The sequence below is a fragment of the Domibacillus sp. A3M-37 genome, assembly GCF_024213455.1.
Taxonomy (GTDB): Bacteria; Bacillota; Bacilli; order Bacillales; family Domibacillaceae; genus Domibacillus; species Domibacillus tundrae.
In genome coordinates, this window is sequence record NZ_JANAVL010000002.1 from 128,820 (window position 1) to 153,210 (window position 24,391).

A 24,391-nucleotide genomic window follows, 5' to 3' on the forward strand; every position below is an offset into this window, starting at 1 on the left:
AACGATAATGCTTATAATTTTTTAGCAATATAATTTTTTCTCTTCCTCTTTACAAATCGTCAAAACGGGCGTATAGTACGTGTTTATCAGGCGATTACGCCAATATTTATTTTCAAGCAATGGAGGGAACAGCCAGGTATGTTGAATAAGTTAATGAGTGAGGTCAAAGGTCGTATTGGCTCACTGCATATCGATTTGTTGCTGGATAAAAACGAATTTTTTCCCGGTGAAAAAGTGACGGGTTCTTTTATTATAAAAGGCGGGCTGTTTGAGCAAAAATTAAGCCGCCTCGAATGCGATTTGTTGACGGAAAGTGCTGCAGCGCAGTCACCGGCCGCAGATGCAATTATGATTTTTATGTCAGAACACATTCCGCCAAATACATCGAAACGTATCCCATTTTCATTTCAGCTTCCGGCTCAAATGGAGGGAAGCCGTTATTATTTTGAAACGAAGCTTTGTTTTGGTGACGGAAAGAAATGTGTCGGGCAAGATGCGATTCATGTTACACAGCCATCATTTTCATGAAAAATGAGTATCGGTCCCGCATCTGGGTATAACAAACTGTTACGTTAAACAAAAAGGAGCGGGTACGAATGAATTCGAACATTTCTTCTTTTCAGTTTAAAGATGATGGTGAGATTCCCAATAACGCGAAGCTGCCGGTGGTTGTTTATGCGGGGGTATTTGCGGACAATCCCAATGATATTGAACCGGTGTTTAACCGGAATGGCTGGACAAACAGCTGGGTAAACGGTGTATTTGACTATCATCATTATCATACGAACACGCATGAAGTGCTCGGAATAAACTCAGGGACTGCGGTCGTGCTGATTGGCGGCGAACAGGGCGAACAGCTGGAATTAAAGACGGGCGACGTCATTGTGCTGCCAGCTGGGACAGGCCACAAACGGCTCAAACAAAGCCCGGACTTTTCGGTTGTCGGCGCATATCCGGACGGGAAAAGTCCAAACTTGAAAAAACGGGATCCGGCTGTACGGGCCGAGTCGCTCAGTGAAATCGCGAATGTCTCGGTTCCAGATACCGATCCGGTTTTCGGGAGTGACGGACCACTGCTCCATCAATGGAAGGCAGCTGCGAACTAGCAGCGGCCTTTTTTTTATGGACATAAATCTGTTTTATAGAAAAAATAAAAAATTTCAAATATTATTGTAAACGGTAACAAATTAGTGTAATATCCTTTTTAACAACATCCAAAACGTTTCGGATTGAGTTTGTAACATAATGGAGTGAGGGAAATGGTCACAATTAAAGATATTGCAAAACACGTTGGTGTTTCTGTTACGACGGTTTCCCGCGCTCTGAACGGCTATGGAGATGTCAATGAGCAAACACGCCAGCGCATTATTCAGGCATCAAAAGAATTAAACTATTCACCAAATTCGATTGCGCGAAGCCTTGTGATGAATCAGTCAAAGACGATTGGCCTGCTTGTTTCCGGATTCACACGGGAAAGTGTAAAAGACAATTTCTTTGCGGAAGTGATGACCGGTATTAATGAGTATGTTGCGTCTACTGATTATGATCTGATTTTGTTTAATACAACCTCATCCAAGCAGCGGGAAAAAACGTATCGGGAACTTTGTATGGAGAGGCGCGTAGATGGCGTTATTGTGCAGGGGATCCGGACAGATGATCCGTACTTGCAGGAAGTGGTTGACAGCAATATTCCGTGTGTATTCATTGATATACCGGTGACAAGTGAGCATGTGGGTTCTGTTTCGATTGATAACCGAAAAGGAGCCGAAGAAGCCGTCAGTTATTTGATTTCGCTCGGACATCGGCATATTGGATTTGTAAACGGCCATGAATTCGCGTTTGTCAGCAGGCATCGGCTGGAAGGGTATCAGTCGGCGTTGCAAAAAGCGGGCATTCCTTTCTGTATGGAATATACAGGAAACGGTAAATTCGAAGAAGGAGCAGGAGGCAGAGCAGCTCTCAAACTGCTGGAGCAAAATCCGGAAATCACTGCTTTGTTTTGCGCCAGTGATTTGATGGCAATCGGCGCAATCAAAGAGATACATGCTTCCGGAAGACAAATTCCAAATGATGTGTCGCTGATCGGGTTTGATGATATTTTGTTATCATCATACGTACAGCCGCAATTGACGACAATCGCCCAAAATATGTACGGATTAGGGCAGGAAGCGGCCAAGCAGCTCATTTCTATATTGAAAAACGAAAGCGTGGCAAAACACATTATTATGGAACACACGCTGCAAGAGCGGCAGTCATGCAAAAAAGTAAAGGAAAAACGTTCGCATAAGTAGCGGACATTCTTTTTTATCAAAATCCGAAACGTTTCGGGTTACTGTGTCAGAGGAGAGTGGAAAAATTGACTTATCGAGTTTTAAAAGAAAATGATTTATTTTTGCTGACGGATGAAAAAGGAGATATTACTTCTAACCATCCGTACGAACTGGGGCTTTATACGAAAGACACGCGGATGCTTAGCCAGCTTGAACTAAAAATTAATGGAGAAGAACCCATTGCGCTTCATTCAAGCGGAGCAGAAAATGTGCGATCGGTTATATTATTGACAAATCCGCACCAGGAGCAAAACGGCGACCTGATTTTATGGAGAGAATCGATTGAACTGAAAAGAGAGCGCTTTATCGCAAATGGCGTACTGTATGAAATGATTACGGTTGCCAGCTTTTTTCCGAAAGAAGTGTCATTTGAAATCAGCCTGCATCTTGACGCTGATTTTACAGATATGTTTATTGCCCGCGGTTTTCAGTACGGAGAAATCGGTTCGGCCCGGCCGGCTGAATTGACAGATGAGGCGCTTGAATTTCATTATGACGGAGCAGATAACATAAAACGCCGCACGCGTGTTCAATGGAATGAAGCGCCGTCGAAAGCAACGAAGGATAGTTTGCATTATGATATTACGCTTGAACACGGGCATTCCCGCACCATTACATTGATGATTCAGCCGCTCATTGGGGAAGAAAACTTTGCGCCGGTCGATCGTCAGACAGCATGGAACGAATTGAAAGCTTCTCATGAATCATGGAATAAAGCGCTGCCAAAATTTGAGACCGGCATGCCCGCTTTCAATGAACTCATTCAAAGAGGAACGGCGGATTTGCGAGTCTTAATGACAGACGTCGGCTTTGGCCGTTTTCCTGTCGCGGGGCTGCCATGGTTTGGTGTTCCGTTTGGCCGTGACAGTATCATTGCCGCCTTGCAGCTGCTGCCATTTGCATCGGATGTGGCAAAAGGAACACTTCGGACGATGGCCCATTACCAAGGAACGAAAAATGATCCATGGCGTGATGAGCAGCCGGGCAAAATTATGCACGAAATCCGTTACGGTGAACTGGCGAATACAAACCAGGTTCCATTCACGCCGTATTATGGCACCGTTGACGCGACACCGCTCTTTTTGATGCTGCTGGTGGAATATGTGAAATGGACCGGCGACCAGGAGCTATTCAAAGAATTGTCTCCCAATGTGGAAGCGGCACTTCAGTGGATCGATCAATACGGAGACCGGGACGGCGATGGCTTCGTTGAATATCACCAGGAGTCAGAAAAAGGCATCGCGAATCAAGGATGGAAAGATTCAGGCGACTCAATTGTACACCGCAACGGTGATTATGCGGCTTCACCAATTGCTCTCAGTGAAGTACAAGGATATATATACCAGGCCAAAACAGGATTAGCTGAATTGTTTGAACAAAACAGAGAAACTGAAAAAGCGAAGCAGCTCCGGGAACAAGCACAACAGTTAAAAGAAGCATATAATGAAGCATTTTGGATGGATGATGCCGGTTATTATGCGATCGCATTAGACGCTGACAAAAAACAAGTGGGTACCATCACATCGAACCCTGGACATACGCTCTGGTCGGGGCTTGTGGAAGGAGACCGGCTCGATCAAGTTTCGAAAACGCTTACTTCATCGCTGTTGTTTTCTGGGTACGGCATTCGGACGATGGCGGAAGGAGAAGCGGGATACAATCCGATGAGCTATCACGATGGCAGTGTCTGGCCGCATGATAACAGCATGATTTTATTTGGTCTCAGCAAAATGCGTCAGCCGGAAGCAATAACAAAAGTGATCGGCGGATTGATTGAGGCTTCCAAGCATTTTGAGTACAGCCGTCTGCCTGAACTATTTTGCGGGTATTCAAAAGAAATGGGCCCGGCTGTTAAATACCCGGTTGCCTGCTCGCCACAAGCATGGGCGGCCGGCACGCCGCTTGTCTTTATCCAGTCACTTTTAGGACTGTTTCCGGACGTACCAAATAAGCAGATTTCACTGCACCCTCTTTTACTGCCGGGCATGGACTATTTACATGTGAATGACATGCAAATTGGCGAAGGAAAGCTGTCTGTTTCCATTTACCGAAAAAACGGCGTCATCAAAGTAGAGATTCAAGAAAATACAACCGGTTGTGAAGTCATGATGACAGAAGAAGCAATGCGTATTTCATCCAACTAAAAATCTATTTAACCATTAGGGGAGGAACCACACATGAAAAAGAAATGGTTTGCTGGTTTAACAATGTCGACACTTTTAGCAGGAAGCGTATTGGCGGGATGCAGCGGCGATAACGGGGAATCATCTGATCAAGGATCATCAGGCGGAGATGGAGAAAAAGTGACGGTCACATTAGCTGGCTGGGGCGGCAATCCGCAGGAGCAGGAGCTTTTGCAGCAAACATTGGATGACTTTGAAGCGAAAAATCCTGATATTGATGTAAAGCATGAAGTCATTGCGGATCAATACATGGATGTCATGAAAACCCGCCTGATCGGCGGAGAAGGTCCGGATGTCTTTTATCTGGATGCCTTTGAAGCGCCTGCCCTCATTGAAACAGGCGTCCTCGAACCACTTGATGAGTATGTGACGGATGAATTTGATACGGCGGATTTTGAAAAGCCGTTGTTAGAAGCTTTCCAAAAAGATGGCGCCACATATGGATTCCCGAAAGACTTTTCGACACTTGCGTTATTTTACAATAAACAAATGCTTGCCGATGCCGGCGTAGAAGTGCCGCAAACGTGGGAAGAATTTCGCGCGGCTGCGAAAAAGCTGACGAAAGATGGCGTATACGGTTATGGAGTAGCTCCTGAACTAGCGCGTCAGTATTTCCTCGCGGAATCATCGGGCGGCAGCATCGTGACAGATGACCGTGCTAGCTTTGCTGATTCGAAAGTAGTGGAAGCCATTCAGCCGGTTATTGATATGCATAATGTGGATAAATCCGCTGCGGAACCGAAAGAAGTCGGTGCATCGTGGGGTGCCGAAATGTTTGGTCAAGGAAAAGCAGCGATGGTGATTGAAGGAAACTGGGCGATTCCATTTATGGAAGAAACATTCCCGGACATTGAGTACGGCACAGCCGAAGTACCGGCCATTAAAGGGGAAAAAGCGACGATGGCCTACACTGTATCGTATGTCATGAATAAAGAATCCCAGCAAAAAGAAGCATCGTGGAAGCTGATTGAGTACTTGACTGGAAAAGAAGGAATGGAGACGTGGACAAGCAAAGGATTCGCTCTTCCAACACGTAAGTCTGTCGCAGAAAAACTTGGCTATGACCAGGATGAATTGCGCGGACCGATCGTGACCGGCGCAAGCTATGCAACGGTATGGGCAAATGGAACAAATCTACCAATTATTACAAATAACTTTAACAATCAATTTGTCAGTGCGTTTTTAGGAGACCAGCCGCTTGATGAGGCGCTAAAAGCAGCGGAAGATCAGGCGAACAGCGAAATTGACGCGAATCAATAAGATTGAGCGGACTGCCTTGGCGGTCCGCTTGATCCTTAAGGAGATGACTCACATTGAAACGGACGATATCGGCGAAGAAATGGCGTGAAATCGGACAAGGTTATTTTTTTATGAGCCCAACGATTTTTGTATTGCTCTTGTTCATTTTAGGACCGATTCTTTACGCGATTTTTTTATCTTTTCATAAAGTAGAGCTGCTTGGCGGAACAAGCTATCAATTTGTTGGGCTCGATAACTATTCACGCGTCTTCGACGATGAACGTGCGAAAATTGCGGTGTGGAACACATTTAAATACGTGATCATCGTCGTACCCACTCAGACGTTCCTTGCAATTGTGCTTGCTGCTACGTTAAACGCGGGTTTAAAAGGCGAAAAGTTTTTCCGCATTGTCTACTTTCTTCCGACCTTGACATCCTCCGCTGTGCTCACACTTATTTTCATGTGGATGTACAACAAGGAAGGGCTTGTTAACTTTATGCTCGATACACTTGGTCTTCCGACGTACAATTTTCTCGGTGATCCGCAAGTTGCGCTTGCTGCGATTATGGTCATGAATATTTGGTCGACTGCTCCATTTTTCATGGTCATTTATTTAGCTGCACTTCAAGGTATCCCGGATTCGCTTTATGAGGCGGCAGAGCTTGACGGAGCAGGGCCGATTAAAAAGTTCTGGTACATTACCGTACCGCAGCTTCGGCCGATCACCTCTTTCGTCTTTATTATGGGGTTAATTGGCACCTTTCAGCTGTTTGACCAGTCGTATATTTTCTCGGCAGGTTCCGGTGGGCCGGATAATTCTACACTAACTGTTGTTCTATTAATTTATCAATATGCATTTAAGAGCATGGGAACGATGGGCTATGCAGCGGCACTGGCCTTTTTGCTGGCCATTGTCATTTTAATTGCTACACTGCTGCAGCGGAAATTTTCAAAAGAAGAATCCCTTTATTAAGGAGGAGAGATAAAAATGAAAAAATCGATGTCGATCGGCAAAATGATCCTATATGCGATATTGATTCTATACGCTGTTGTCACGCTCATTCCTTTTTTATGGGCGCTCTCTTCCTCTTTTAAAACATTAGGAGAGATCGTGAACGGGGGCATCAGCTTTATCCCGAAAGAATTTACATTTGACAACTATAAACAGATTTTCATTCGGGAAGAACTGTTTACACGCTGGCTGTTTAACAGCGCCTTCATTGCCGTCGTTGGCACAGCATTGAATCTGATTTTTAATTCAATGGCGGGTTATGCGCTTGCACGGCTGTCCTTTCCGGGGAAAAAGCCGCTGTTCATCATCATTTTGGCTGTTCTCATGATTCCGATGCAAGTCACGCTCGTGCCTAATTACTTGATCTTGAAAGAATTTGGCTGGCTGAACAGCTATCAGGGTATTATTGTGCCGGGCATGATTAATGCGACCTTTATTTTTATGATGCGCCAGTTCTTTATTAACTTCCCGAAAGAAGTGGAGGAAGCAGCGGAAATCGACGGCTTGACCAGAATCGGCTTGTTTTTCCGGATCGTGCTGCCATTGGCGGTTCCAGCGCTGTCCGCTCAAGCGATTTTCGTCTTTATGGGCTTCTGGAATGACTTTATGCGCCCACTTATCATCATGACCAATGCAGAGATGTTTACGCTTCCGGTCGGATTGAATACGTTTAAAGGGCAGTACATCAGCTATTGGAATTACATTATGGCCGCTTCGATGGTCTTTACATTGCCGGTCCTGATTCTCTACGGATTCTTTAACCGCTATTTCATTAAAGGTATTTCTTTTACCGGCGGAAAATAAAGGGATAAGCTGTCTCATTATGAGGCGGCTTTTTTTGTGGTGCGAGTGGACATAAATCCGGCGGGCTTTTTTTATGAGCACGCCGGATTTATGGGTTAAAGAAGGTTTAATTGCCAGGAAACACCGAACCGGTCATTGAACCAGGCGAATTTTTGGCTGAACGGATAGGCGTTAATCGGCATAAGTACGGCCCCGCCAATTGACAGCGCCCCATACAGGCGGTCAATCTCTTCCTCTGTGTCACAAGTAATATACAAAGAAAGAGCAGGAGTAAAGGTGAAATCGTGCTTTATCGGGCTGTCAATGCACATGAATGTCTGACCGTTCAGAGTGAAAATAGCCTGCTGTACTGATCCTTCTTTTCCCGCTTCATTTGCGCCGTACCGTGTAATATGCGAAATAGAAGCTCCTTCAAAAATAGACAGATAAAAATTCATTGCTTCTTCCGCGTTGCCTTCAAACATGAAAAAAGGGGTAATGGGCTGCATTGAAAAGGCTCCTTTCGTGATGAAATTCATTTTTTCTATTATAACTGAAATCGGCAATTGACAGGGGTTCGGTCCGGCGATAATCTAAATGGGGTGTTTTAAACATTTTTGTAATATAGCAAATAGAAAGAAGGAAGAATGAATGAAATTCCGATTTTGGATGATTATCGCAGTGGTGGCGGTATCGGGGTTTACGCAAGGGATGCTTATTCCGCTCGTGGCGATTATTTTTGAGCAGGATGGTGTGTCCTCATCGGTGAACGGGCTGCATGCGGCAGCGATGTATGCCGGCATGCTCGTCGCAGCGCCATTTATGGAAGGGCTGCTGAGGAAATTCGGCTATAGGCGGGTGATGATTGCGGGCGGATTCGCAGATGTGGCCTGTCTTGCTCTTTTTGCGGTGTGGAAATCGCTCCTGTTTTGGCTTGTGCTGCGAATTGTAATCGGGATTGGCAACAATATGCTTCATTTCGCTTCCCAAACGTGGCTGACCGCTTTTTCGCCGGAAGACAAGCGTGGGCGCAACATTGCACTTTACGGATTGTCATTTGGGCTCGGCTTTGGCATCGGCCCGGTCATGACGCGCCTGGCTGGTGTGGCTGAACCACTGCCGTTTTTGCTGGCGTCGTTTATGAGCCTGCTCGTTTGGTCTGGATTGTTTTTCCTGAAAAATGATTACCCGGAAGAAGTGGTGGAAAAAACATCATTTATTCATACATTTCATCGGTTCGGCCGCGTTTGGAAATATGGATGGGTGGCGCTTTTGTTCCCATTTGGCTACGGCTTTTTAGAGTCTTCATTGAACGGAAGCTTTCCAGTCTATGCATTGCGGCTCGGTCTGGACGTCAGCGCCTTATCGATTATTTTGTCGGCATTCGCGATCGGCAGCATTGTGTTTCAGCTGCCGCTTGGCATGCTGAGTGATCGGTTTATCCGGAGAAACGTACTGATGACCGTAACGGCTGCCGGTGTCGCCGTCTTTATGTTCGCCGGCTGGCTGGAAGAATCGAAAACCGCTTTATTTGTCTGCTTTTTTATCGCGGGCATGCTCGTCGGATCGATTTTTTCGCTTGGCCTTTCCTACATGGTGGACTTATTGCCGAAAACACTTCTGCCAGCGGGAAATATTATGTGCAGCATCTTGTTTAGCATCGGCAGCATTTTTGGACCATTTGTCGGCGGAACGGTTATTCAATTCGGGCAGGGATTCAGCTTTTTTTACACAATCAGCATCATGCTGCTTCTGCTTTTTACGGCACTGTTTTTTTCGGGAAAGCAAGCATCAGCTTTTAAACCGTCTTCTTAACAGGAGACGGTTTTTTGAGAACAAAAAAAGACCGGCACAGGACCGGTCTTTCAAAAAACATTATGTTGTTTTAAAAAGCCTTGGAGCTGTTTTCCAAAGCAGAACAAGCACAATGGCACATAAAACAAAGGTTAAAAGTGCCGTTCCGCCGTTGACGATCAACGAATAAAGCGCAGCAGGCATCCCTTCCGGCGCGTATTCGGCAAAATACACCCAACCGGCGATGAAATGCCAGAAGTAGCGGGCGAGACAGCCGAGTAAAACAGCTAATACAATGGAGCGCGCCGATAGGGAACGGCTCGCCAATAGTCCCGCTAGTCCGACAAATGAAAATGCGATGAAATATTCAATGAATGCTTGAAGCGGTGTTAAAATGTAGGCATCACCTAAAGCAATTTGTAGAAGCCCCCAAATAAAGCCGGACGCCATACCTATTTTCCATCCCCAGCGAAGTGAGACGAGAAATACGGGAAGCATCGCAATTGAAACAGATATCCACGGCCCGATATTAATGGCTGGAAGCAAATCTAAAATAAACGCAAGCGCCGCCATAACGGCTGCTTCAATTAAGGCTTGCAGTGGTACTTTACGGTTCATTCTTTTTCCTCCTTTCTTTGCCGGTACGCGAAGAAAGAGGAAAATATCCACATCCCTGCGCCGGCATGATCCGACAGGTTCCATGGGTCCAGATCGTATCTGTTCTCAGCCTGAAGACTCCCCATGTGGTCTAGTTCATTTTAGCATAAAAGGAACTTAATGGTTGGGGAATTAGCTCTAACAGTCGGCAAAAAGCTAAAATGGTCGAATTTCAGTAGATTCCGACCATCTGCCAAATATTCCGGCCGTCAAAACGATTTTGGTACAATAACAAGAAAAGGAGTGCTTTGATGAAACCATCCACATGTGAATTGTGCGGGCGCTCACCGGTTGAAACTACGGTCCATCATTTGACGCCGCGTGAAGAAGGCGGATCGTACGGCCCAACCGCTAATTTGTGCCGCACGTGCCACAAACAAATTCATGCACTTTATACGAATAAAGAACTGGCTGTGTGCCACGATACGATTGAACGTTTGCGCCATGATGAAAAAATAAGTAAATACATCAAATGGATCCGCAAGCAGCCGGCTGAAACACTGGTGAGGGTGCGAAAGTCGAATGAACGGAAGCGGTCCAAATAAAAAACGAAGACGGTTCCCGCTCAAGGACCGTCTTCGTGTAATGGTTAGTTTGTCGACGTGATCCAAGAGGCATGGAAACAAATTTATGCGGAATGGTTTCCATCGAATGCATATAAACATGCACCAGGTATTCCAGAATTTGAACGGTACCCGGACGAAGACCCTTATCAGGAAGAATCATATTCGGAAATTTGGGTTCCGATTGAATAATGAGGAGCAAAAGCGCTCAAACAAGAATGGATTAAAATACCGATCGCGATGGCCAAAAAAAGAAAATGGGCCACCTGCAGCTGTTTTTCATTTTTCGATTTCATAAAAAGAGCGATCCACAAAACCGCCAGCAGATTATTTAATATAAAGGCTGACACTATAAAATCAGCTCCTCTCCTTGTCTTTATTGTGTTAACAAAGAAAAACAATAACAAGCAGCCTGTTAATTTATCTGACAAAAAATAAATTTGGCTGTCCATGATCAGCCTTTTTTTCTTATTTTTTCACTACTGGTCATTTAATACATGGTAAATGAAGGTACTCGACAGATGGAAGCCGCATGATGTATAGTTAATAACTGCGGCTTTTTATAAAAGACGCTGGTTCATCATGAACAGTTGGGAGAAGGGATGAAAAATGAATAAATTATTTTCTAAACCGTTGCACTTTTTTGTTTTGGCGGTTATTTTTGTTTGGGTTAAATCATATATCGCCTATCTTACCGAGTTTCAGTTGGGAATTAACAATGTACTGCAGACGTTTCTCCTGTTCCTTAATCCGCTCAGTTCGGCCATTCTCTTTTTAGGATTCGGTCTGTTTTTAAAAAGGGGAGGCACTTGGATTGTTGCGCTTAGCAGCATCATGACGCTTATTTTATACAGCAATATACTGTACTATCGCTTCTTTAATGATTTTGTTACGCTGCCAACTTTATTTCAAACGAGCAACGCCGGGCATTTGGGTGGGAGCATTGCGGATTTGGCAGAGTGGCATGATGTGATTTATTTTGTGGATCTGATTGCGCTGATGCTGGTCCTTTGGATGAAAAAGCAGAACTTTAAGCAGCACGTACTGCCGAAGAAAAAGGCCGCAGCTATTTTAGCGGTCGGAGCCGTTATTTTCGCTGTCAATCTCGGACTGGCCGAAATAGACAGGCCGCAGCTTCTGTCAAGAACATTTGATCGTAGTTATTTGATCAAATATTTGGGCGCTTATAACTATACAGTATATGATGCCGTCCAAACCGTGAAAAACGAGAAGCAAAGCGCGTTCGCAAGCAGCGACGACTTAACAAATGTGGAAAACTTCACAAAGTCTCATTACGCAGAACCGAACGAAGAATATTTCGGAAAAGCGGAAGACATGAATGTCATTAAAATTCACCTTGAGTCATTTCAAGCGTTTTTAATTGATTACAAATTAAATGGAGAGGAAGTCACACCGTTTTTAAATTCACTCGCCCATGATGACAATTTTATGTATTTTGATAACTTTTTTCATCAAACCGGGCAAGGGAAGACAGCTGATGCCGAGCTGATGATGGATACCTCCCTGTACGGTCTGCCGCAAGGATCCGCATTTGTGCTAAAAGGGCGCAATACCTATCAGGCGGCGCCAGCGATTTTGAGCCAAAAAGCAGGCTACACGACCGCTGTGTTGCATGGCGATTATAAAACGTTTTGGAACCGAAATGAAATTTACAAACAAATGGGCGTAGATACGTTTTTTGACGCCAGCTACTATAACATGGAAGGAGATCGAAAAGTCAATTACGGCTTAAAAGACAAGCCGTTTTTCGAAGAATCCATGCCGATGCTCGAATCCATGCCGCAGCCGTTTTACGCGCATTTGATGACACTGACCAATCATTTTCCTTATGTGATGGATGAAGGAGATGCCTCAATCGCGCCGGCCAATACGGGTGATGGAACCGTGGACCGCTACTTCCAGACAGCGCGTTATATGGATGAAGCACTGGCTTCCTTTTTTGCTGATTTGAAAGAATCAGGTCTTTACGATAATTCTATGATCATGATTTATGGGGATCATTACGGTATTTCTGAAAATCACAATAAAGCAATGGCGCAGATTATGGGAGAAGACATCACAGAGTTTAAAAATGCACAGCTGCAGCGTGTTCCGCTGTTTATCCACGTGCCTGGCGTCAAAGGCGGCGTTCAGCACCAATATGGCGGAGAAATTGATGTACTGCCAACAATGCTGCATTTACTCGGGATCGACAATAAAGAGTTTATCCAATTTGGCACCGACTTATTATCGCCAAAACACGATGAAGTCGTCGCATTCCGCAACGGTGATTATGTATCGCCGAAATACACGTCAATTGACGGAACGTATTATGATACGCAAACCGGCGAAGAAGCAGAGCCGACAGCCGAGATGGAGGCTTTTAAAAAGAAAGTGGCAGCGGAATTATCTTTCTCGGATCAAGTATTGTACGGTGACCTCCTGCGCTTTCATGACGTGAAAGGCATGAAACCGGTCGATCCTTCTCAATATACGTACGGCAAAGAGGAGACCAAGTAAAAAAACCGAAAGACGGACCCGTCAGGCGACCCGTTTTTCGGTTTTTTTCGGTATACATGAAGTCAGAAGAGCAGCTGAATAAGATAGCGAAAAGCCGTTATTCCTTTTTATAAGGGATATGCGGCTTTTTTACTTCTATCATTCGTCAATTGCTAAACACATTTATCTGAATATCATTGGAAAGTTCTTCTTTGATCCACTGAATATCATCCTGTGTGGCTGCTTTTCTTTCTGCTTTTTGCTGTACGTCCAGAAGAGCCTCATCTATTTTATTCAATTTTTCCACCGCATTTTTTGTGCTTTTCTTAAGAAAAAGGGGACTTTTGTATTCTTAAATTCTTCGATTGCAAGACGGACGCTGGCGATTTCAGTTACAATCTTTTGCTGGTCATTTTCGGATAGCTCCGGGGTACCTGGAAAGAGAACAGAAAAAGATAATCTATAAAAACAAGTATAAGATGATATATTAATAGATACTAATATACTTTTTTTTCTAAGTGAGGAGACGGAAATGCCACATCATATACTGACGTACATACTTGCCTTGATTACAGGTGCCTCAGTAAGTTCTTTTTTAGGAGTCTACGCCTTTATAAAAATTAGAAACGCGCCCGGCGGGAAATATTTTTGCGCGGCTGCTTTCCTGGCCGCTTTTTTCGCCGTGGCTTATGCGTTTGAACTAACGTCTGTATCACTTGAGGGTATTATGTTCTGGGTGGCTGTTGAATATTTGGCCATTCCATTTCTGCCGGTCGCTGTTTTGATGATGTGCATCGATTATGCCGGCCGGAAACTGAAAAAGTGGATGTACGGCGTCCTGTTTGTTCTCCCGGTTATAACCGTTATCGTGCATTATACAAATCCCTACCATCATTTATATTACACAGCCGTCGGTATGCGCAGTGATACTTTACACCCGGTTGTGAAGCTTGAAGGCGGACCTTGGTTTTGGGTTCATTCTTTTTTTCTTTATTTTTGCATGTTGGCCAGCGTGTTTATCCTGCTTTTGCAGCTGAAAAAGGTTTCTTTTCGTTTCCAGATGCAAATTTGCTTGATGGTCATTGGCCTGTTAATCCCGGTCGGTGCGAGCCTTTTTTATCTTAACGGCTGGAGCGGCGGCGTTGACTTAGGACCCGTGTCCATATGTGTATCGTTTTTATTCCAAGGCGTGGCGCTGCTTTGGTTTCAAATGTTTGATGTTGTCCCGATTGCCCGGGAAACGGTATTTGAAAGTTTGGAAGAAGGCGTCATCGTATTGAACAAAAACGACGCGGTCGTCGATTACAACCGAGCAATGAAAATGGTGCTGCCTTTCTTAACAGTTCATACAATTGGTAAGCCGTTAAAAGAAGTGATCGGTCACAATGAGCAGTTGGGAAATATTATCTGCAACGGACAGGAATGCGACTATCAGCTGATCCAAAGTGGAGGCACACTTCATTTTCATATTCGTTTCGCTGTCCTGCAGAGCAAAAAAAGTGAATCGATCGGCAAAATCATTACATTTATTAATGTAACCGAGCGGGTGCAGATGGAGGAAAAACTGCATAAACTCGCCAGCATGGACGGCTTAACTGGTGTGCTTAACCGTACGTTCTTTTTAGAACGCGCGGAAGCAGCCTGCCGGCAAGTAAAAGAAAAAGGCGGCAGCGTATCGATGATTATGTTTGATATCGATCATTTTAAACGGGTCAATGACACGTTTGGCCATGAAGCAGGGGACCTTGTCCTCGAGAATATAGCCTGTACTGTCCAGAAGAAAATGCGGCCCAATGATTTGTTTGCCCGTTATGGCGGGGAGGAATTTATTATTTTTCTCCCGGATGCTTCTTTATTTGAAACACATGAACGGGCGGAGGAGATCCGTACGGCCATTGCTGACATGATCACCATTGCAGGGGGAGAGCCTTTGAATGTTACGTCGAGTTTCGGTCTCTCCCATACACAGATCGAAGCCGATGGCACAGATTCCCCGATTCAAACGCTGATGAGAGAAGCAGACCAGGCACTGTATGCCGCTAAACGAAACGGCCGGAACTGCGTGCAGGCGCTTTAATAAAGGAAAGGAGAGAGAAGAAATGATCCAGGAGAATGATGTACCTGAAGGAATGATTCGATTAAGTCGTGATGATTTTTATGGCTGCTTGGAAGAAAAGCAAGATGAAAGCTGTTTAGATCAGATGTATGGACCTCTTTCTCAAATACAGAAGCGGCTGCGCGAGGAAGGGATGAGGGAGGCTGAACCCGCTTCTTCCCTTTCGGTATCCATCGTACAAATGTATAAATTCCAGGGATTTGATGAGGAAGAAGAATTATATGTCATGCTTCATCAAAGCAAACTGGTCGTTGGATTCGGCACTTATTACTGGGATGGACCCAGTAAACCAGTAAAAGCTGTCCAAACAACAAGAGAAAAAAAGCGGGCAGAGTGGGAAAAAGAAGACTGTGACAGCCAATCCCAATGGCTGCTCGATGCGCTGGTTGAAGCAAAAGAGACACGCTTAAATCAGTTTAAAATCTGTCAATTCTGCGGAAAACCAACACCGTCTGAACATCGGTTTGACGAGCATACATGCCATGGTTGTGCATCTATGCATTATGGAGTAGTCTACTAAACTGGCTGAAGCATGAAAGGCACAGGAACAACTAAAACCTGCTGTGCTTATCCGCAATGCGGGCCACAGCAGGTCGGTTGCTCCCTGGGGATTGATTTATGCAGTATTACATTTTCAATCGGTTTTGTCAGAATTGCTTACGTCGTATTTGTCGAGAAAATCAATCCGTTCCGTCATGCGTGGATGTGATCCCATAATGAAATGAATAATTGCCGGTTCATATCCGGTTGATTTTACATTTTTTGTTAGTTTTTGGAAAGCGGTAATGGCTGCTTCTCTATCTGCTGTCACCTCAATTGCATAGCGGTCCGCCTCCACTTCATAAAGGCGGCTTTGAAATTGGCCGATTGGTGAAGCGAGGAAGGAAATGATGCTGAACGAGATCATAAGAAGCGGCAGGACCGCGATATCATGCTGATCCTTAATTCCCCATCGATGCCCCCACTTTTTGCGCATCCAATTAAACAAACGGAAGGTCGCGAATGCGGTAAAGAAACCAACGATAACTTGCAGTACCAGTCCTTTGTAAATATGGTCCATTTTGTAATGGGCAATCTCGTGCGCCATAACAAATTTGATTTCATCGACGGTCAGCTCGTTAATCGCCGTATCACCGAGCACAATCTGCATATTGCTTCCGAAGCCATTGACAAATGCATTAATAGTGTTTGTTTGCTTCGACATATTCATTTCCAAAATTTTCGCATCTGAAATGCCGGCTTCATCGGCCAATTGTTGAATTTCGGCTTTGGCTTTTTCATTTTCAAGCGGTTTATAGTCATTGAACAATGGAGCAATAAATACTGGCGCAATGAACATCAGAAGGATGGTCAATGGCAGTGACGCCGCCCAAGCGGCAAGCCACCATTTTTTCGGGAATTTTTTTATCGCGAAAAAAAGCAGCCAGATAAGCAGAATGCCCATAACAAGGTCTAAGCCAAAGCCGATGCCCATATCGCCAAGCCACGAAGCGGACGATTGATTTGAAAGGCCATAGTCGCGCGACAGCTTATAAAAAAAGAATTCAAGCGGCAAATACAATAGCGTGAGGGCCGTACTGAAAAAGAAATAATAATAGCTGACCTGCCAAAACGATTTGCGGAAGCGCCCAGTGGCCCGGTTGCGCAATTTAACCGAGATCATCATGAAAAACAGCACTAATATCACATCAAGCGGAGTTTGCAAAAAGAACCTAAAATAATGGATTAAATCTAAATGGTGGGCTTCCTCTATTTCCTTTTCCGTCATAAACTGTTTTGGATCTGCGCTCGTTCCGGCATATTCTGCCGGAACATAGCCTGGCTCAAGATTCAGTAAATAAACACTGATGCCTGCCGCATAGAAAAGATAAAAAATGAGAAAGCCAAGTAAAAATTTTTTCAATAAGCTCTTCCTTTCAGCATTAAAATAAATAACAACCTATAACAATTTGATGATCAGGATAAAAATACCGAGTCTTTATGCCTTCATCGCTTTAAATAATCCATTACGCCCAGTCAAGGGTTTATATCATGCGCCCTTCATTATATTCGGCCGCTTTCACTTTAGATGTCAACAGTAAAGAACGTTCAAAAAATAATCGCTCTACCTGACTTGTTTTCATAAAATTAAATAGGAGAAAGTGGTAATATAACAGCAGATCAAAAGACTTATAACTTTTTATTAATAAAGAAAATAAAATTGATTCATTAAGAAAAGAGAGATGTCTATCATGTCTTCTGCATTTAACCGAATCTATCATTTATTAAAACAAACGGAGAGAGCCGCGCTTGAAGATTATTTAATGGGAATTGTTGCTCCTATTTTTGAACAGGATGAGATACTTGCCCGCTTTTTGGAACGGTTTGCAGGATTAAAGATTTCTCGCTTATCTCATATAAAAGTACATACGCAGCGAACGTATCACAAGCTTGAATACCACCTGAGTGACAGCCGTCCGGACTTAGTTATCACATTTAACCATGGAAGTGCACGCCATGTTGTATTTATTGAGAACAAGCTTGGAAGCGGTGAAGGCTACTTGTAGTTAGAGCGTTATCGGGATCATTTAACACTCCATAAATTAAGCGGCTTTGCTGTCCATCTTTTTTATGTCACACAATATTACGATCCTAAAAATATGGACAGTGTGAAAGATCATTTTCAGCAGCTGCAATGGTTTGAAGTGTTTCATTGGCTTCAAGAAGAATACCGGGAAGATTTGTACTGCAAACAAATTTTAAAGTACATGGAGGAAATCGGATTCGATAAAACAAGAACATTTTTGCCGCAGGATGTTTATGCGGTTCAAAACTTATGGAAAACTCTTTCGATGCTGGATGAATGTTTGGATGGAAAAACGGCACATTGCTTTACCAATTTGTTCGGCAAGCCGAAGCAATTGGGCACGCGGGTGACTCAGCTTCGCTACTGGAACCGCTATGTGATACACAATGACCAAAGTGACTGGAAATTTGTCGGCTGCGGTTTTTGGATGGAACACGAAGATTATCCGGAAGCTTTTTAATGAAAATGCCATCCTTTTTCATTAAGTCAATGGTAATATAAATATAGAAATTTTTGAAAAAAAGAGTTCTTGTGAACAGTAATGGAGGATGGAAATGAAGAGAAAAGCAGCAGCGCTGCTAGCCGCTTTAATGCTGGCGGGATGCGGAAACAAACTATATGATGAATCCATGAGTCAGGGGAAATTAGCACTCGCTTCGGGTGAATTTGATAAAGCGCGGGCATCATTTGAATTGGCGCTTGAAGAAGAGCCAGGAGATGCGGATGCTTCTATTATGTATGAACAGCTGAAAAATTTTGGCGAGATAGGGAGCGCTCTTGAAAATGCAGAGTGGGAAGAGGCGGAGAAGCAGGCAGATGTTCTTTTGAAAAATAAGGATTTGCACAGCAGCTTGAAAGAACCGCTTGCACAGTATAAGCAATCAGCGGCAGACGGGAAAGAACAGGAGCAGGCTGTAGTTGAAAAAGTGAAAAGCATTCAATCGTTAACGAGTGAAAAAAAGTACAGTGAAGCGAAATCACTGCTGGATGAAGTGAATGACGATGACGCACTGAAAACGGCGGCTGTAAGCTTTTCTGATGAATTAGATGGAGTGGAGAAAGAGATTCAGGCAGGCTTAGAACAGGAAGCAGAGGCGGAAAAAGCCGCGGCTGTTCAGCAGGCGGAAGAAGCTGCCATCCAGAAAGCGGAGGAAGCGGCTGCCGCAAAAGTGAATCAGAAAACAGAATATTATCAAAAGCTGGACCGGATCGAACGGAGCCAGGCGGATTTGGCCTACATATATGAAAATGGAACAACTGTTGAAATGAGAGAGGCGGAAACAGAACGGTACAAGCGCTGGGACGATGCACTTAATGAGATTTACGGGGTGTTAAAAGAACAGCTTCCGGCATCTGAAATGGATCAATTGCGTCAGGCGCAGCGTGAATGGATTACGTATCGTGATGAAACGGCTGAAGAAACGGCATCAGGATTCGCCGGCGGTTCGTGGGAGTCTGTTCAATATGTAAGCACACAAGCCAGTATTACACAAGAGCGGTGCTATGAGCTTGTGGACCGATATATGGATTAAGCGCATCTGCAGAATTTCCTTTTTTGGTATAGGTTATTTCATAATATTGAATCTATTGAAATTATTCAGCAATTTAAAGGCTTGGATATTTTAATCTTATTAAACGGCAATACGGCTATTCTTATTGAAGACAAAACGTACACAAAAGATCATTCGGACCAGCTGATTCGGTATCGCAAAGTGGTCGAGAAAGATTATCCTAACCACCTTCAACTGCCGATTTATTATAAATCAGGAAGTCAGAGCCATTACCGCTCTTGTAAAATAGCAGGTTATCAGCCGTTTTTGCGTGAAGGCATGATTGACATTATGAATGAAGGAAAAAGCATGGGCGTGCGAAATCATATTTTCCTTGATTACTTAAAGCGGCTTGAACAGATTGAAGCAGGTTATCAATCGTACCGCTGGCTCCCGATTGATGCCTGGACTTCTTTATCCTGGCAGGGGTTTTACCGGCTGCTTCAAAAGGAGCTGAAGAATGGAGGTTGGGGATACGTCGCAAATGCAAGGGGTGGATTTCAAGGGTTTTGGTGGTCAAAAAAACCAGAAAACGTGTGCTATTTTCAATTGGAAGAGAAGCGCCTCTGCATTAAAATAGTAGAACGCGACAAGCTTCAACAGCGTGATTCTCGTCTGAAAGCGTCAGCGCATCTGCTGAAACAACCATCTATTGAAGCCCTATCTTTTCAAAAGCCAGCCCGATCCAAAAATGGACAGACCATGACAGTTATGGTGAAAAGCGATTATGTGCAGCTCAATCAAGACGGGATACTGGATGTTCAGGCAACCGTGGAGATGCTGAAAGAGATTGAAAAGCACGTGGATCTTTCGAAAAAATAAGCAGAAAGAGGCAGCGCATTCCCAAATGGTGTGCTGCCTCTTTATTTATTTCGTTTTAGATTTTAATATGACAACTAAATATAGCAGCAGTCGATATGCTTAATTGGTTCGATTTGTGAAAATGAAACTAAGAAGAGACTACTTTAAAGAAAAAAGAATAGAAAAGCAATAGGAACGCATTTCCTTTTTTGGTAAAATGAAAAGAAAGAGATGCGAAACAGCAGCTGGCTGGGAGCAAAGAAAAGGAATAAATTTATGAGAATCGTAAATAAAATCAAGATACAAACAGCTTCCATTCAAGTAAGCAAAGCACTTCATAAAAAAGCTGAAACAAAAGGAATGACCAGGGAAAAGTTAACCAGCAAAGTTCGGCATGTGATTCAAACGGGCCGGTATGCGGGCATTTACCGCGATCAGCAAGTAACAGGGCAATCGTTTGTGCAAGACGGGCTGAATGTAGTGCTTGATGAGCCAATGAGAAAAGTAGTAAAGATTTTGCGTGTAGAAAAAAAGGAAGCTGAGCAAAAACAGCTTGTTCCGTTAGGTGAATTTGAGCAGATGATTGGAGAAATGAAGGCTCTGCTGAAAAAAACAGCGCAGTTTGAAAAGGCAATTAGCAGTGAGATTAGCAGCCTGGATAAACAAATTAGCAGCATTTATCATGACATGGAAACGAATTCATTTAACGCCTCGCAAGGGTACCAGTTTGCAAAAAAATTACAGATGCTGCTTCGGAAAAGGCGTATAGCCAAAGGAGAGTTTCAAAAGTTTACATCATCCCGCCAGGAACTGCAGATGATTGAAAAGAATGTCGCCTCTATTTTACAGAAAGCGGCGGACATTCAAGCAAAGCAAAATGAATATGTTAGTGGATGGGACCACTCTGCTGATGAAAATTTTTCTCGGGAAACCGTCTGATATGGTCCAGTGAAAGAAGGAGGAATCGGTAGTCTGTCAATGGCTGCAATGGCAGAAAATACAGCGAGGAGGTGTTTGAATGTTCTTTATGACGAATTATTTTAACAAAAGAAATCGAGCGAAAGAAAAGGAGAGTCTTCCTGGTCTGCCGGCTGAGTTGAGTCAGACGTTGGGGATGCGTCTTGAGGAAGGGTATCCGCTTGTAAACAGGCTCAATGATGCGTGGAATGATGCACCAGCAGCGGCGGTGAAGGATCGTTTGTCTGGAAAAGGTGTCATTTCTAACGAAGAATATGATTGGTACGAGCTTGAACTAAAGCGGTTTTTCTGTTTGTCTGCCATTATGAAAAATGTGCCGATGTACAACGAAAAAGCCGATGCGATTTGGCACGACATGATTCTTTTTACGAAAGATTATGCCGATTTTTGCGAGCAGTTTAACGGCGCCATGATTCATCATACACCGACAGATAAAGCCTTTAAAACCAAGGCTTCTGCCAGCCATGAACGTGCTGTTTATGAGTTAGTGTACAGCATTTTATTCGATCCTCATTCAGCTTCAGAGCTGATTCAGGGACCGTTTGGATATTGCCTGCTGGATAAGCAGTTCATGCTCCAATGTGAAGGGCTGAAAGGGCAGGAGCTGGAACGTTATATTCAGGACGCACTTTTTAAGCATGATTTCTCTCAGCATGACCGTTTGATTCGCGCTGCTTCTAAAAAAATAGCCCATCATGTAACCGCAGCAAAAGAAAGGGTCGAACGCAAAGGAGCAGCAGCAGACATTCGTAAGCCAAAGAGCAGCTCGTCTGGCGATGATCAAGCGGTCTATTTACTTCTATATACGTCTATGGGAGCAGTCCATGAGCCTGAAAAGGAAAAGGATTCAGCGGCCAGCCCCGCCTCCTCTTGTAATGGATCCGATGGCCGCCGGTATGACCACGACCGAAATGACTCTCATCACGATTCAGATTCCTCGGAGGGTTCAGGTTCCTCAGGAGACTCATCATCAAGCAGCTGCAGCAGTTGCGGCGGCGGCTGCAGCAGCTAGAAACGATCCGCCTGTGAGAACACTGCTTGTTCGGATTGATCAGTCATACGTCATGCGGCCAATGTAAGGGAAAAATGAAAAAGAAAGAAGGAATCGATCATGCCTTATGTAAATATTAAAATTACCAATGAAGGCGTCACGCCGGAGCAAAAAGCCCAGCTCATTCAAGGAGCCACGCAGCTATTAGTCGACGTGCTCGGCAAAAATCCGAATACAACGGTTGTCGTAATTGATGAAGTGGAAACGGACAACTGGGGAATTGGCGGGGAAACCATCACTGTCCGCAGACAGCAGGAGAAAAAGTAAAGGTGCCGCCGGACCGGTTCCGGCGGGATTTTTTTGTCTGCAGCACAATCCCGCTATTAAACCTTCTATTCAATCTTCTGCTGACGCGCCATCCCTGCTACAATCGGAATCACCGTCCTGGCATTGATCTTTTTCCATGTATGCTGATAAAAAGGGTTCGGCATTTGATTCATTTTTGACTCCACGTTTCACGTTCCATTTACAGAAAAGAATATGTTTGATGAAATCAACGCGGCACTCCGGGATGAAGTGGACCCACAGACAGAAGTGTATGTCTCTTCTGAATTTCGGAAAGGCGATTATGCTGATTTTCAGCCCATTCAAACGGCCGAGGATATTATGACCTGCATTTAAAAAGCTGATCCATGCAACGAATTGATGTTCAAGCCATCCAGAAAAAACTGCCCGGACTGCGCAAAGCAGCAGGAGAATGGTATAATAGTAAAGTTGTGAAAAAGCAAGACAAGATAATAACAGCACAGCCATAAAAGCTGAGTACGTACATTTAGGGAGGAACGATGAAATGAAAAAAATATTGGCAGCTATGCTTGCGGCAGTGGTAGTTTTTTCGCCTGTTGGAAACTTTGTTTCTCAAGATCAGGCCACGACTGTAGAAGCAAGAGGCAAGAAAAGCATAAACAGCAACAGCAACAGCAACAATACAATCAACAATTCGAATGTCCAAAACAAAAAATCCGACCCCGCTGCGACGACCGCAAAGAAAAAGGGCGGATTTCTATCAAGCGGTTTAATGAAAGGGTTAATGCTGGGCGGGCTTGCCGGTTTGCTGTTTGGCAGCTTGTTCGCGAACATGGGCATGCTCGGTTCATTACTGGGATTGCTTGTTAACGTTGTCGCCGTGGTGATCTTAATCGTAGTCATTCGCAAACTATTCGTTTTCTTTAAAAATCAAAAAGAAAAAAGAGTATACTAATCCAAGGAAAGCTCTGTCCGCCTCTCATTTTGCGGACAGGGTTTTTTTGCGTGCCTTAATCTTCGAAAAAGAAAAGCACCATTCATTTATGAAAACGAATGGTGCTTTTTTTACTGAAAAAATTAACAGTGTAATAAAAATAATCCGTAAACTTTATAGCAGGTACTATGAGGGAGGGGAAACCAATTTACATAAAAAGGTATTTAATAAATTGTTTTATTATAAAAGCACGGAGCAAATATATTAGGTTTTCGCAAATCTAATATTTGGAAAATAATAATCAAAGAAAAAATCGTTGACCATTACTTTTTCAGAAAAGTAATCTTGACATGAGTTGTAATAGAAGAAAAGAATTTTTTGCTGTTGGTAGTAAACGAGAGATGAATAATTATGCAACTGTGGAGCCTATAAAAAACGATTCCCGCTAGCGTAGAAAACACCTAAAGCCATTTTTGTCGAAATAACGCAAAAAAGCAACGTATTTTGAAAGAAGAAAAAATATTGTCATTTTTCGCCGGTGGGCAAAAATCAAAAGAAGGCAGCAGCCGGCACATAAAAAAATAGAAAGGATGACGAGCGTATGGTATTATGTGGATATCGCGAATGAGGAAAAAGGAAGAAAAAATGTAGATTAAACGGATTGTTTTCATAATTATAGAAATTTTCCCACTTTCTGAAGCGGGTAATTTTTTTGCTGTTTTCCATGAATCCTTGTTTTTTTGAATGAAAAAAGAAGCCGACTTTAAAAAGATTGGAGCTTTTCATATGAAAAAAGTTATTTTAGCAGGAGGAACGGGGTTCATTGGCAACTATTTTGAAACGAAATTTAAGGCGCTTGGGTATGAAGTGAAAATCATATCAAGGCAAACACAGCATATCTCATGGGAGCAGACCGGTTAGAGCGTGAAGGATATAGATCACCTTCAGAACACTTGATGAGGCTTTTCAAGACATCCTTTCCACATAAGTTAACATCCTGCTATTTGATGCGGCAGATAAAGAGAGGACTTTCCTGCACGTGCCTATGGTAAACTGAGAACAGGAACGTTGGTAAAGAAGAGGTGTTT

The 24,391-nt window shown here is 43.8% G+C and carries 27 protein-coding genes, 1 pseudogene and 1 riboswitch; of the genes and pseudogenes, 23 read left to right on the top strand and 5 right to left on the bottom strand.

The features are described 5' to 3' along the window. The first annotated feature begins 138 nt into the window (after positions 1–138). The 7 genes from NLX67_RS04715 to NLX67_RS04745 all read left to right on the top strand — a co-directional run bounded on the left by NLX67_RS04715 (position 139) and on the right by NLX67_RS04745 (position 7,569). A complete protein-coding gene (locus NLX67_RS04715; protein ID WP_254310576.1) occupies positions 139–528 on the top strand; it encodes a sporulation protein in 390 nt (129 codons plus the stop codon). A 68-nt stretch (positions 529–596) separates the two neighbouring features. Further along, complete coding sequence (locus NLX67_RS04720; protein WP_254310577.1) at positions 597–1,106, top strand: cupin domain-containing protein; 510 nt, start codon at positions 597–599, stop codon at positions 1,104–1,106. Between the two features lie 153 nt (positions 1,107–1,259). Then, the gene (locus tag NLX67_RS04725; RefSeq protein ID WP_254310578.1) at positions 1,260–2,291 is read left to right on the top strand and encodes a LacI family DNA-binding transcriptional regulator; all 1,032 of its coding nucleotides are present in this window, start codon (positions 1,260–1,262) and stop codon (positions 2,289–2,291) included. Between the two features lie 65 nt (positions 2,292–2,356). Next, positions 2,357–4,474: an amylo-alpha-1,6-glucosidase gene (locus NLX67_RS04730; protein ID WP_254310579.1), complete on the top strand. Its 2,118-nt coding sequence runs from the start codon at positions 2,357–2,359 to the stop codon at positions 4,472–4,474. Between the two features lie 33 nt (positions 4,475–4,507). Then, positions 4,508–5,773, top strand: a complete 1,266-nt coding sequence (locus tag NLX67_RS04735; RefSeq protein WP_254310580.1) for an ABC transporter substrate-binding protein — start codon at positions 4,508–4,510, stop codon at positions 5,771–5,773. A gap of 110 nt (positions 5,774–5,883) precedes the next feature. Continuing rightward, the gene (locus tag NLX67_RS04740) at positions 5,884–6,726 is read left to right on the top strand and encodes a carbohydrate ABC transporter permease (protein WP_172645566.1); all 843 of its coding nucleotides are present in this window, start codon (positions 5,884–5,886) and stop codon (positions 6,724–6,726) included. A 15-nt stretch (positions 6,727–6,741) separates the two neighbouring features. Beyond that, positions 6,742–7,569 carry a carbohydrate ABC transporter permease gene (locus NLX67_RS04745; RefSeq protein ID WP_046179837.1) on the top strand — a complete coding sequence of 276 codons (828 nt, stop codon included), beginning with the start codon at positions 6,742–6,744 and terminating at the stop codon, positions 7,567–7,569. A gap of 95 nt (positions 7,570–7,664) precedes the next feature. On the opposite strand, the gene NLX67_RS04750 is transcribed toward NLX67_RS04745, so the two are convergent. Further along, positions 7,665–8,057: a VOC family protein gene (locus NLX67_RS04750; RefSeq protein ID WP_254310581.1), complete on the bottom strand. Its 393-nt coding sequence runs from the start codon at positions 8,055–8,057 to the stop codon at positions 7,665–7,667. 142 nt (positions 8,058–8,199) lie between these two features. Here NLX67_RS04750 and NLX67_RS04755 point away from each other — a divergent pair, with 142 nt between their 5' ends. Next, positions 8,200–9,363 carry an MFS transporter gene (locus tag NLX67_RS04755; RefSeq protein ID WP_254310582.1) on the top strand — a complete coding sequence of 388 codons (1,164 nt, stop codon included), beginning with the start codon at positions 8,200–8,202 and terminating at the stop codon, positions 9,361–9,363. A 60-nt stretch (positions 9,364–9,423) separates the two neighbouring features. Here the strand turns inward: NLX67_RS04755 and thiT are convergent, their stop codons facing one another. Further along, entirely contained in the window at positions 9,424–9,960 is a 537-nt protein-coding gene (thiT, locus tag NLX67_RS04760) for an energy-coupled thiamine transporter ThiT (RefSeq protein WP_254310583.1), read from the bottom strand. Positions 9,961–9,995: 35 nt separating this feature from the next. Next, positions 9,996–10,094, bottom strand: a riboswitch (TPP riboswitch). 156 nt (positions 10,095–10,250) lie between these two features. Here thiT and NLX67_RS04765 point away from each other — a divergent pair. Both NLX67_RS04765 and NLX67_RS22995 read left to right on the top strand, forming a co-directional pair. Then, on the top strand, positions 10,251–10,544 hold the full coding sequence (locus NLX67_RS04765) for an HNH endonuclease (protein ID WP_046179834.1): 294 nt from the start codon (positions 10,251–10,253) through the stop codon (positions 10,542–10,544). Positions 10,545–10,601: 57 nt separating this feature from the next. Further along, positions 10,602–10,754, top strand: coding sequence for a GyrI-like domain-containing protein (locus NLX67_RS22995; protein WP_254310584.1), 153 nt, complete (start codon positions 10,602–10,604; stop codon positions 10,752–10,754). On the opposite strand, the gene NLX67_RS04775 is transcribed toward NLX67_RS22995, so the two are convergent. Continuing rightward, positions 10,712–10,912, bottom strand: a complete 201-nt coding sequence (locus tag NLX67_RS04775; RefSeq protein WP_046179833.1) for a hypothetical protein — start codon at positions 10,910–10,912, stop codon at positions 10,712–10,714. The genes NLX67_RS22995 and NLX67_RS04775 overlap by 43 nt on opposite strands. 259 nt (positions 10,913–11,171) lie before the next feature. Between NLX67_RS04775 and ltaS the strand changes: the two genes are divergently transcribed. Beyond that, positions 11,172–13,082, top strand: coding sequence for a lipoteichoic acid synthase (gene ltaS / locus NLX67_RS04780; RefSeq protein ID WP_254310585.1), 1,911 nt, complete (start codon positions 11,172–11,174; stop codon positions 13,080–13,082). A gap of 145 nt (positions 13,083–13,227) precedes the next feature. Here the strand turns inward: ltaS and NLX67_RS22735 are convergent, their stop codons facing one another. Continuing rightward, positions 13,228–13,359, bottom strand: a complete 132-nt coding sequence (locus NLX67_RS22735) for a hypothetical protein (protein WP_256519598.1) — start codon at positions 13,357–13,359, stop codon at positions 13,228–13,230. Between the two features lie 234 nt (positions 13,360–13,593). On the opposite strand from NLX67_RS22735, the gene NLX67_RS04785 reads away from it, so the two are divergent. Together NLX67_RS04785 and NLX67_RS04790 are read left to right on the top strand one after the other, a co-directional pair. Continuing rightward, complete coding sequence (locus NLX67_RS04785; RefSeq protein ID WP_254310586.1) at positions 13,594–15,138, top strand: histidine kinase N-terminal 7TM domain-containing diguanylate cyclase; 1,545 nt, start codon at positions 13,594–13,596, stop codon at positions 15,136–15,138. 22 nt (positions 15,139–15,160) lie between these two features. Beyond that, a complete protein-coding gene (locus tag NLX67_RS04790; RefSeq protein WP_254310587.1) occupies positions 15,161–15,697 on the top strand; it encodes a hypothetical protein in 537 nt (178 codons plus the stop codon). A 114-nt stretch (positions 15,698–15,811) separates the two neighbouring features. On the opposite strand, the gene NLX67_RS04795 is transcribed toward NLX67_RS04790, so the two are convergent. Then, a complete protein-coding gene (locus tag NLX67_RS04795; protein WP_254310588.1) occupies positions 15,812–17,080 on the bottom strand; it encodes a M48 family metallopeptidase in 1,269 nt (422 codons plus the stop codon). A 328-nt stretch (positions 17,081–17,408) separates the two neighbouring features. Between NLX67_RS04795 and NLX67_RS04800 the strand changes: the two genes are divergently transcribed. The 10 genes and pseudogenes from NLX67_RS04800 to NLX67_RS04845 all read left to right on the top strand — a co-directional run. Continuing rightward, the gene (locus NLX67_RS04800; RefSeq protein WP_254310589.1) at positions 17,409–17,723 is read left to right on the top strand and encodes a hypothetical protein; all 315 of its coding nucleotides are present in this window, start codon (positions 17,409–17,411) and stop codon (positions 17,721–17,723) included. Between the two features lie 93 nt (positions 17,724–17,816). Continuing rightward, the gene (locus NLX67_RS04805; RefSeq protein ID WP_254310590.1) at positions 17,817–18,203 is read left to right on the top strand and encodes a hypothetical protein; all 387 of its coding nucleotides are present in this window, start codon (positions 17,817–17,819) and stop codon (positions 18,201–18,203) included. 94 nt (positions 18,204–18,297) lie between these two features. Then, the gene (locus NLX67_RS04810) at positions 18,298–19,275 is read left to right on the top strand and encodes a lysozyme inhibitor LprI family protein (protein WP_254310591.1); all 978 of its coding nucleotides are present in this window, start codon (positions 18,298–18,300) and stop codon (positions 19,273–19,275) included. Positions 19,276–19,338: 63 nt separating this feature from the next. Beyond that, positions 19,339–20,115, top strand: coding sequence for a PD-(D/E)XK nuclease family protein (locus NLX67_RS04815; RefSeq protein ID WP_375143352.1), 777 nt, complete (start codon positions 19,339–19,341; stop codon positions 20,113–20,115). A 255-nt stretch (positions 20,116–20,370) separates the two neighbouring features. Further along, positions 20,371–21,033 (top strand): hypothetical protein, encoded by a 663-nt coding sequence (locus NLX67_RS04820; RefSeq protein ID WP_254310593.1) that lies wholly within the window; start codon positions 20,371–20,373, stop codon positions 21,031–21,033. Positions 21,034–21,112: 79 nt separating this feature from the next. Beyond that, positions 21,113–22,084 carry a glycine-rich domain-containing protein gene (locus tag NLX67_RS04825; protein ID WP_254310594.1) on the top strand — a complete coding sequence of 324 codons (972 nt, stop codon included), beginning with the start codon at positions 21,113–21,115 and terminating at the stop codon, positions 22,082–22,084. A gap of 99 nt (positions 22,085–22,183) precedes the next feature. Next, positions 22,184–22,390, top strand: a complete 207-nt coding sequence (locus NLX67_RS04830; protein WP_046179824.1) for a tautomerase family protein — start codon at positions 22,184–22,186, stop codon at positions 22,388–22,390. Between the two features lie 213 nt (positions 22,391–22,603). Next, entirely contained in the window at positions 22,604–22,744 is a 141-nt protein-coding gene (locus NLX67_RS04835; RefSeq protein WP_254310595.1) for a hypothetical protein, read from the top strand. Positions 22,745–22,913: 169 nt separating this feature from the next. Beyond that, positions 22,914–23,324: a hypothetical protein gene (locus NLX67_RS04840; RefSeq protein WP_254310596.1), complete on the top strand. Its 411-nt coding sequence runs from the start codon at positions 22,914–22,916 to the stop codon at positions 23,322–23,324. A gap of 765 nt (positions 23,325–24,089) precedes the next feature. Further along, positions 24,090–24,212 (top strand): annotated as a pseudogene (locus NLX67_RS04845) (NAD-dependent epimerase/dehydratase family protein); the annotation flags it as partial. Positions 24,213–24,391 lie beyond the last annotated feature (179 nt).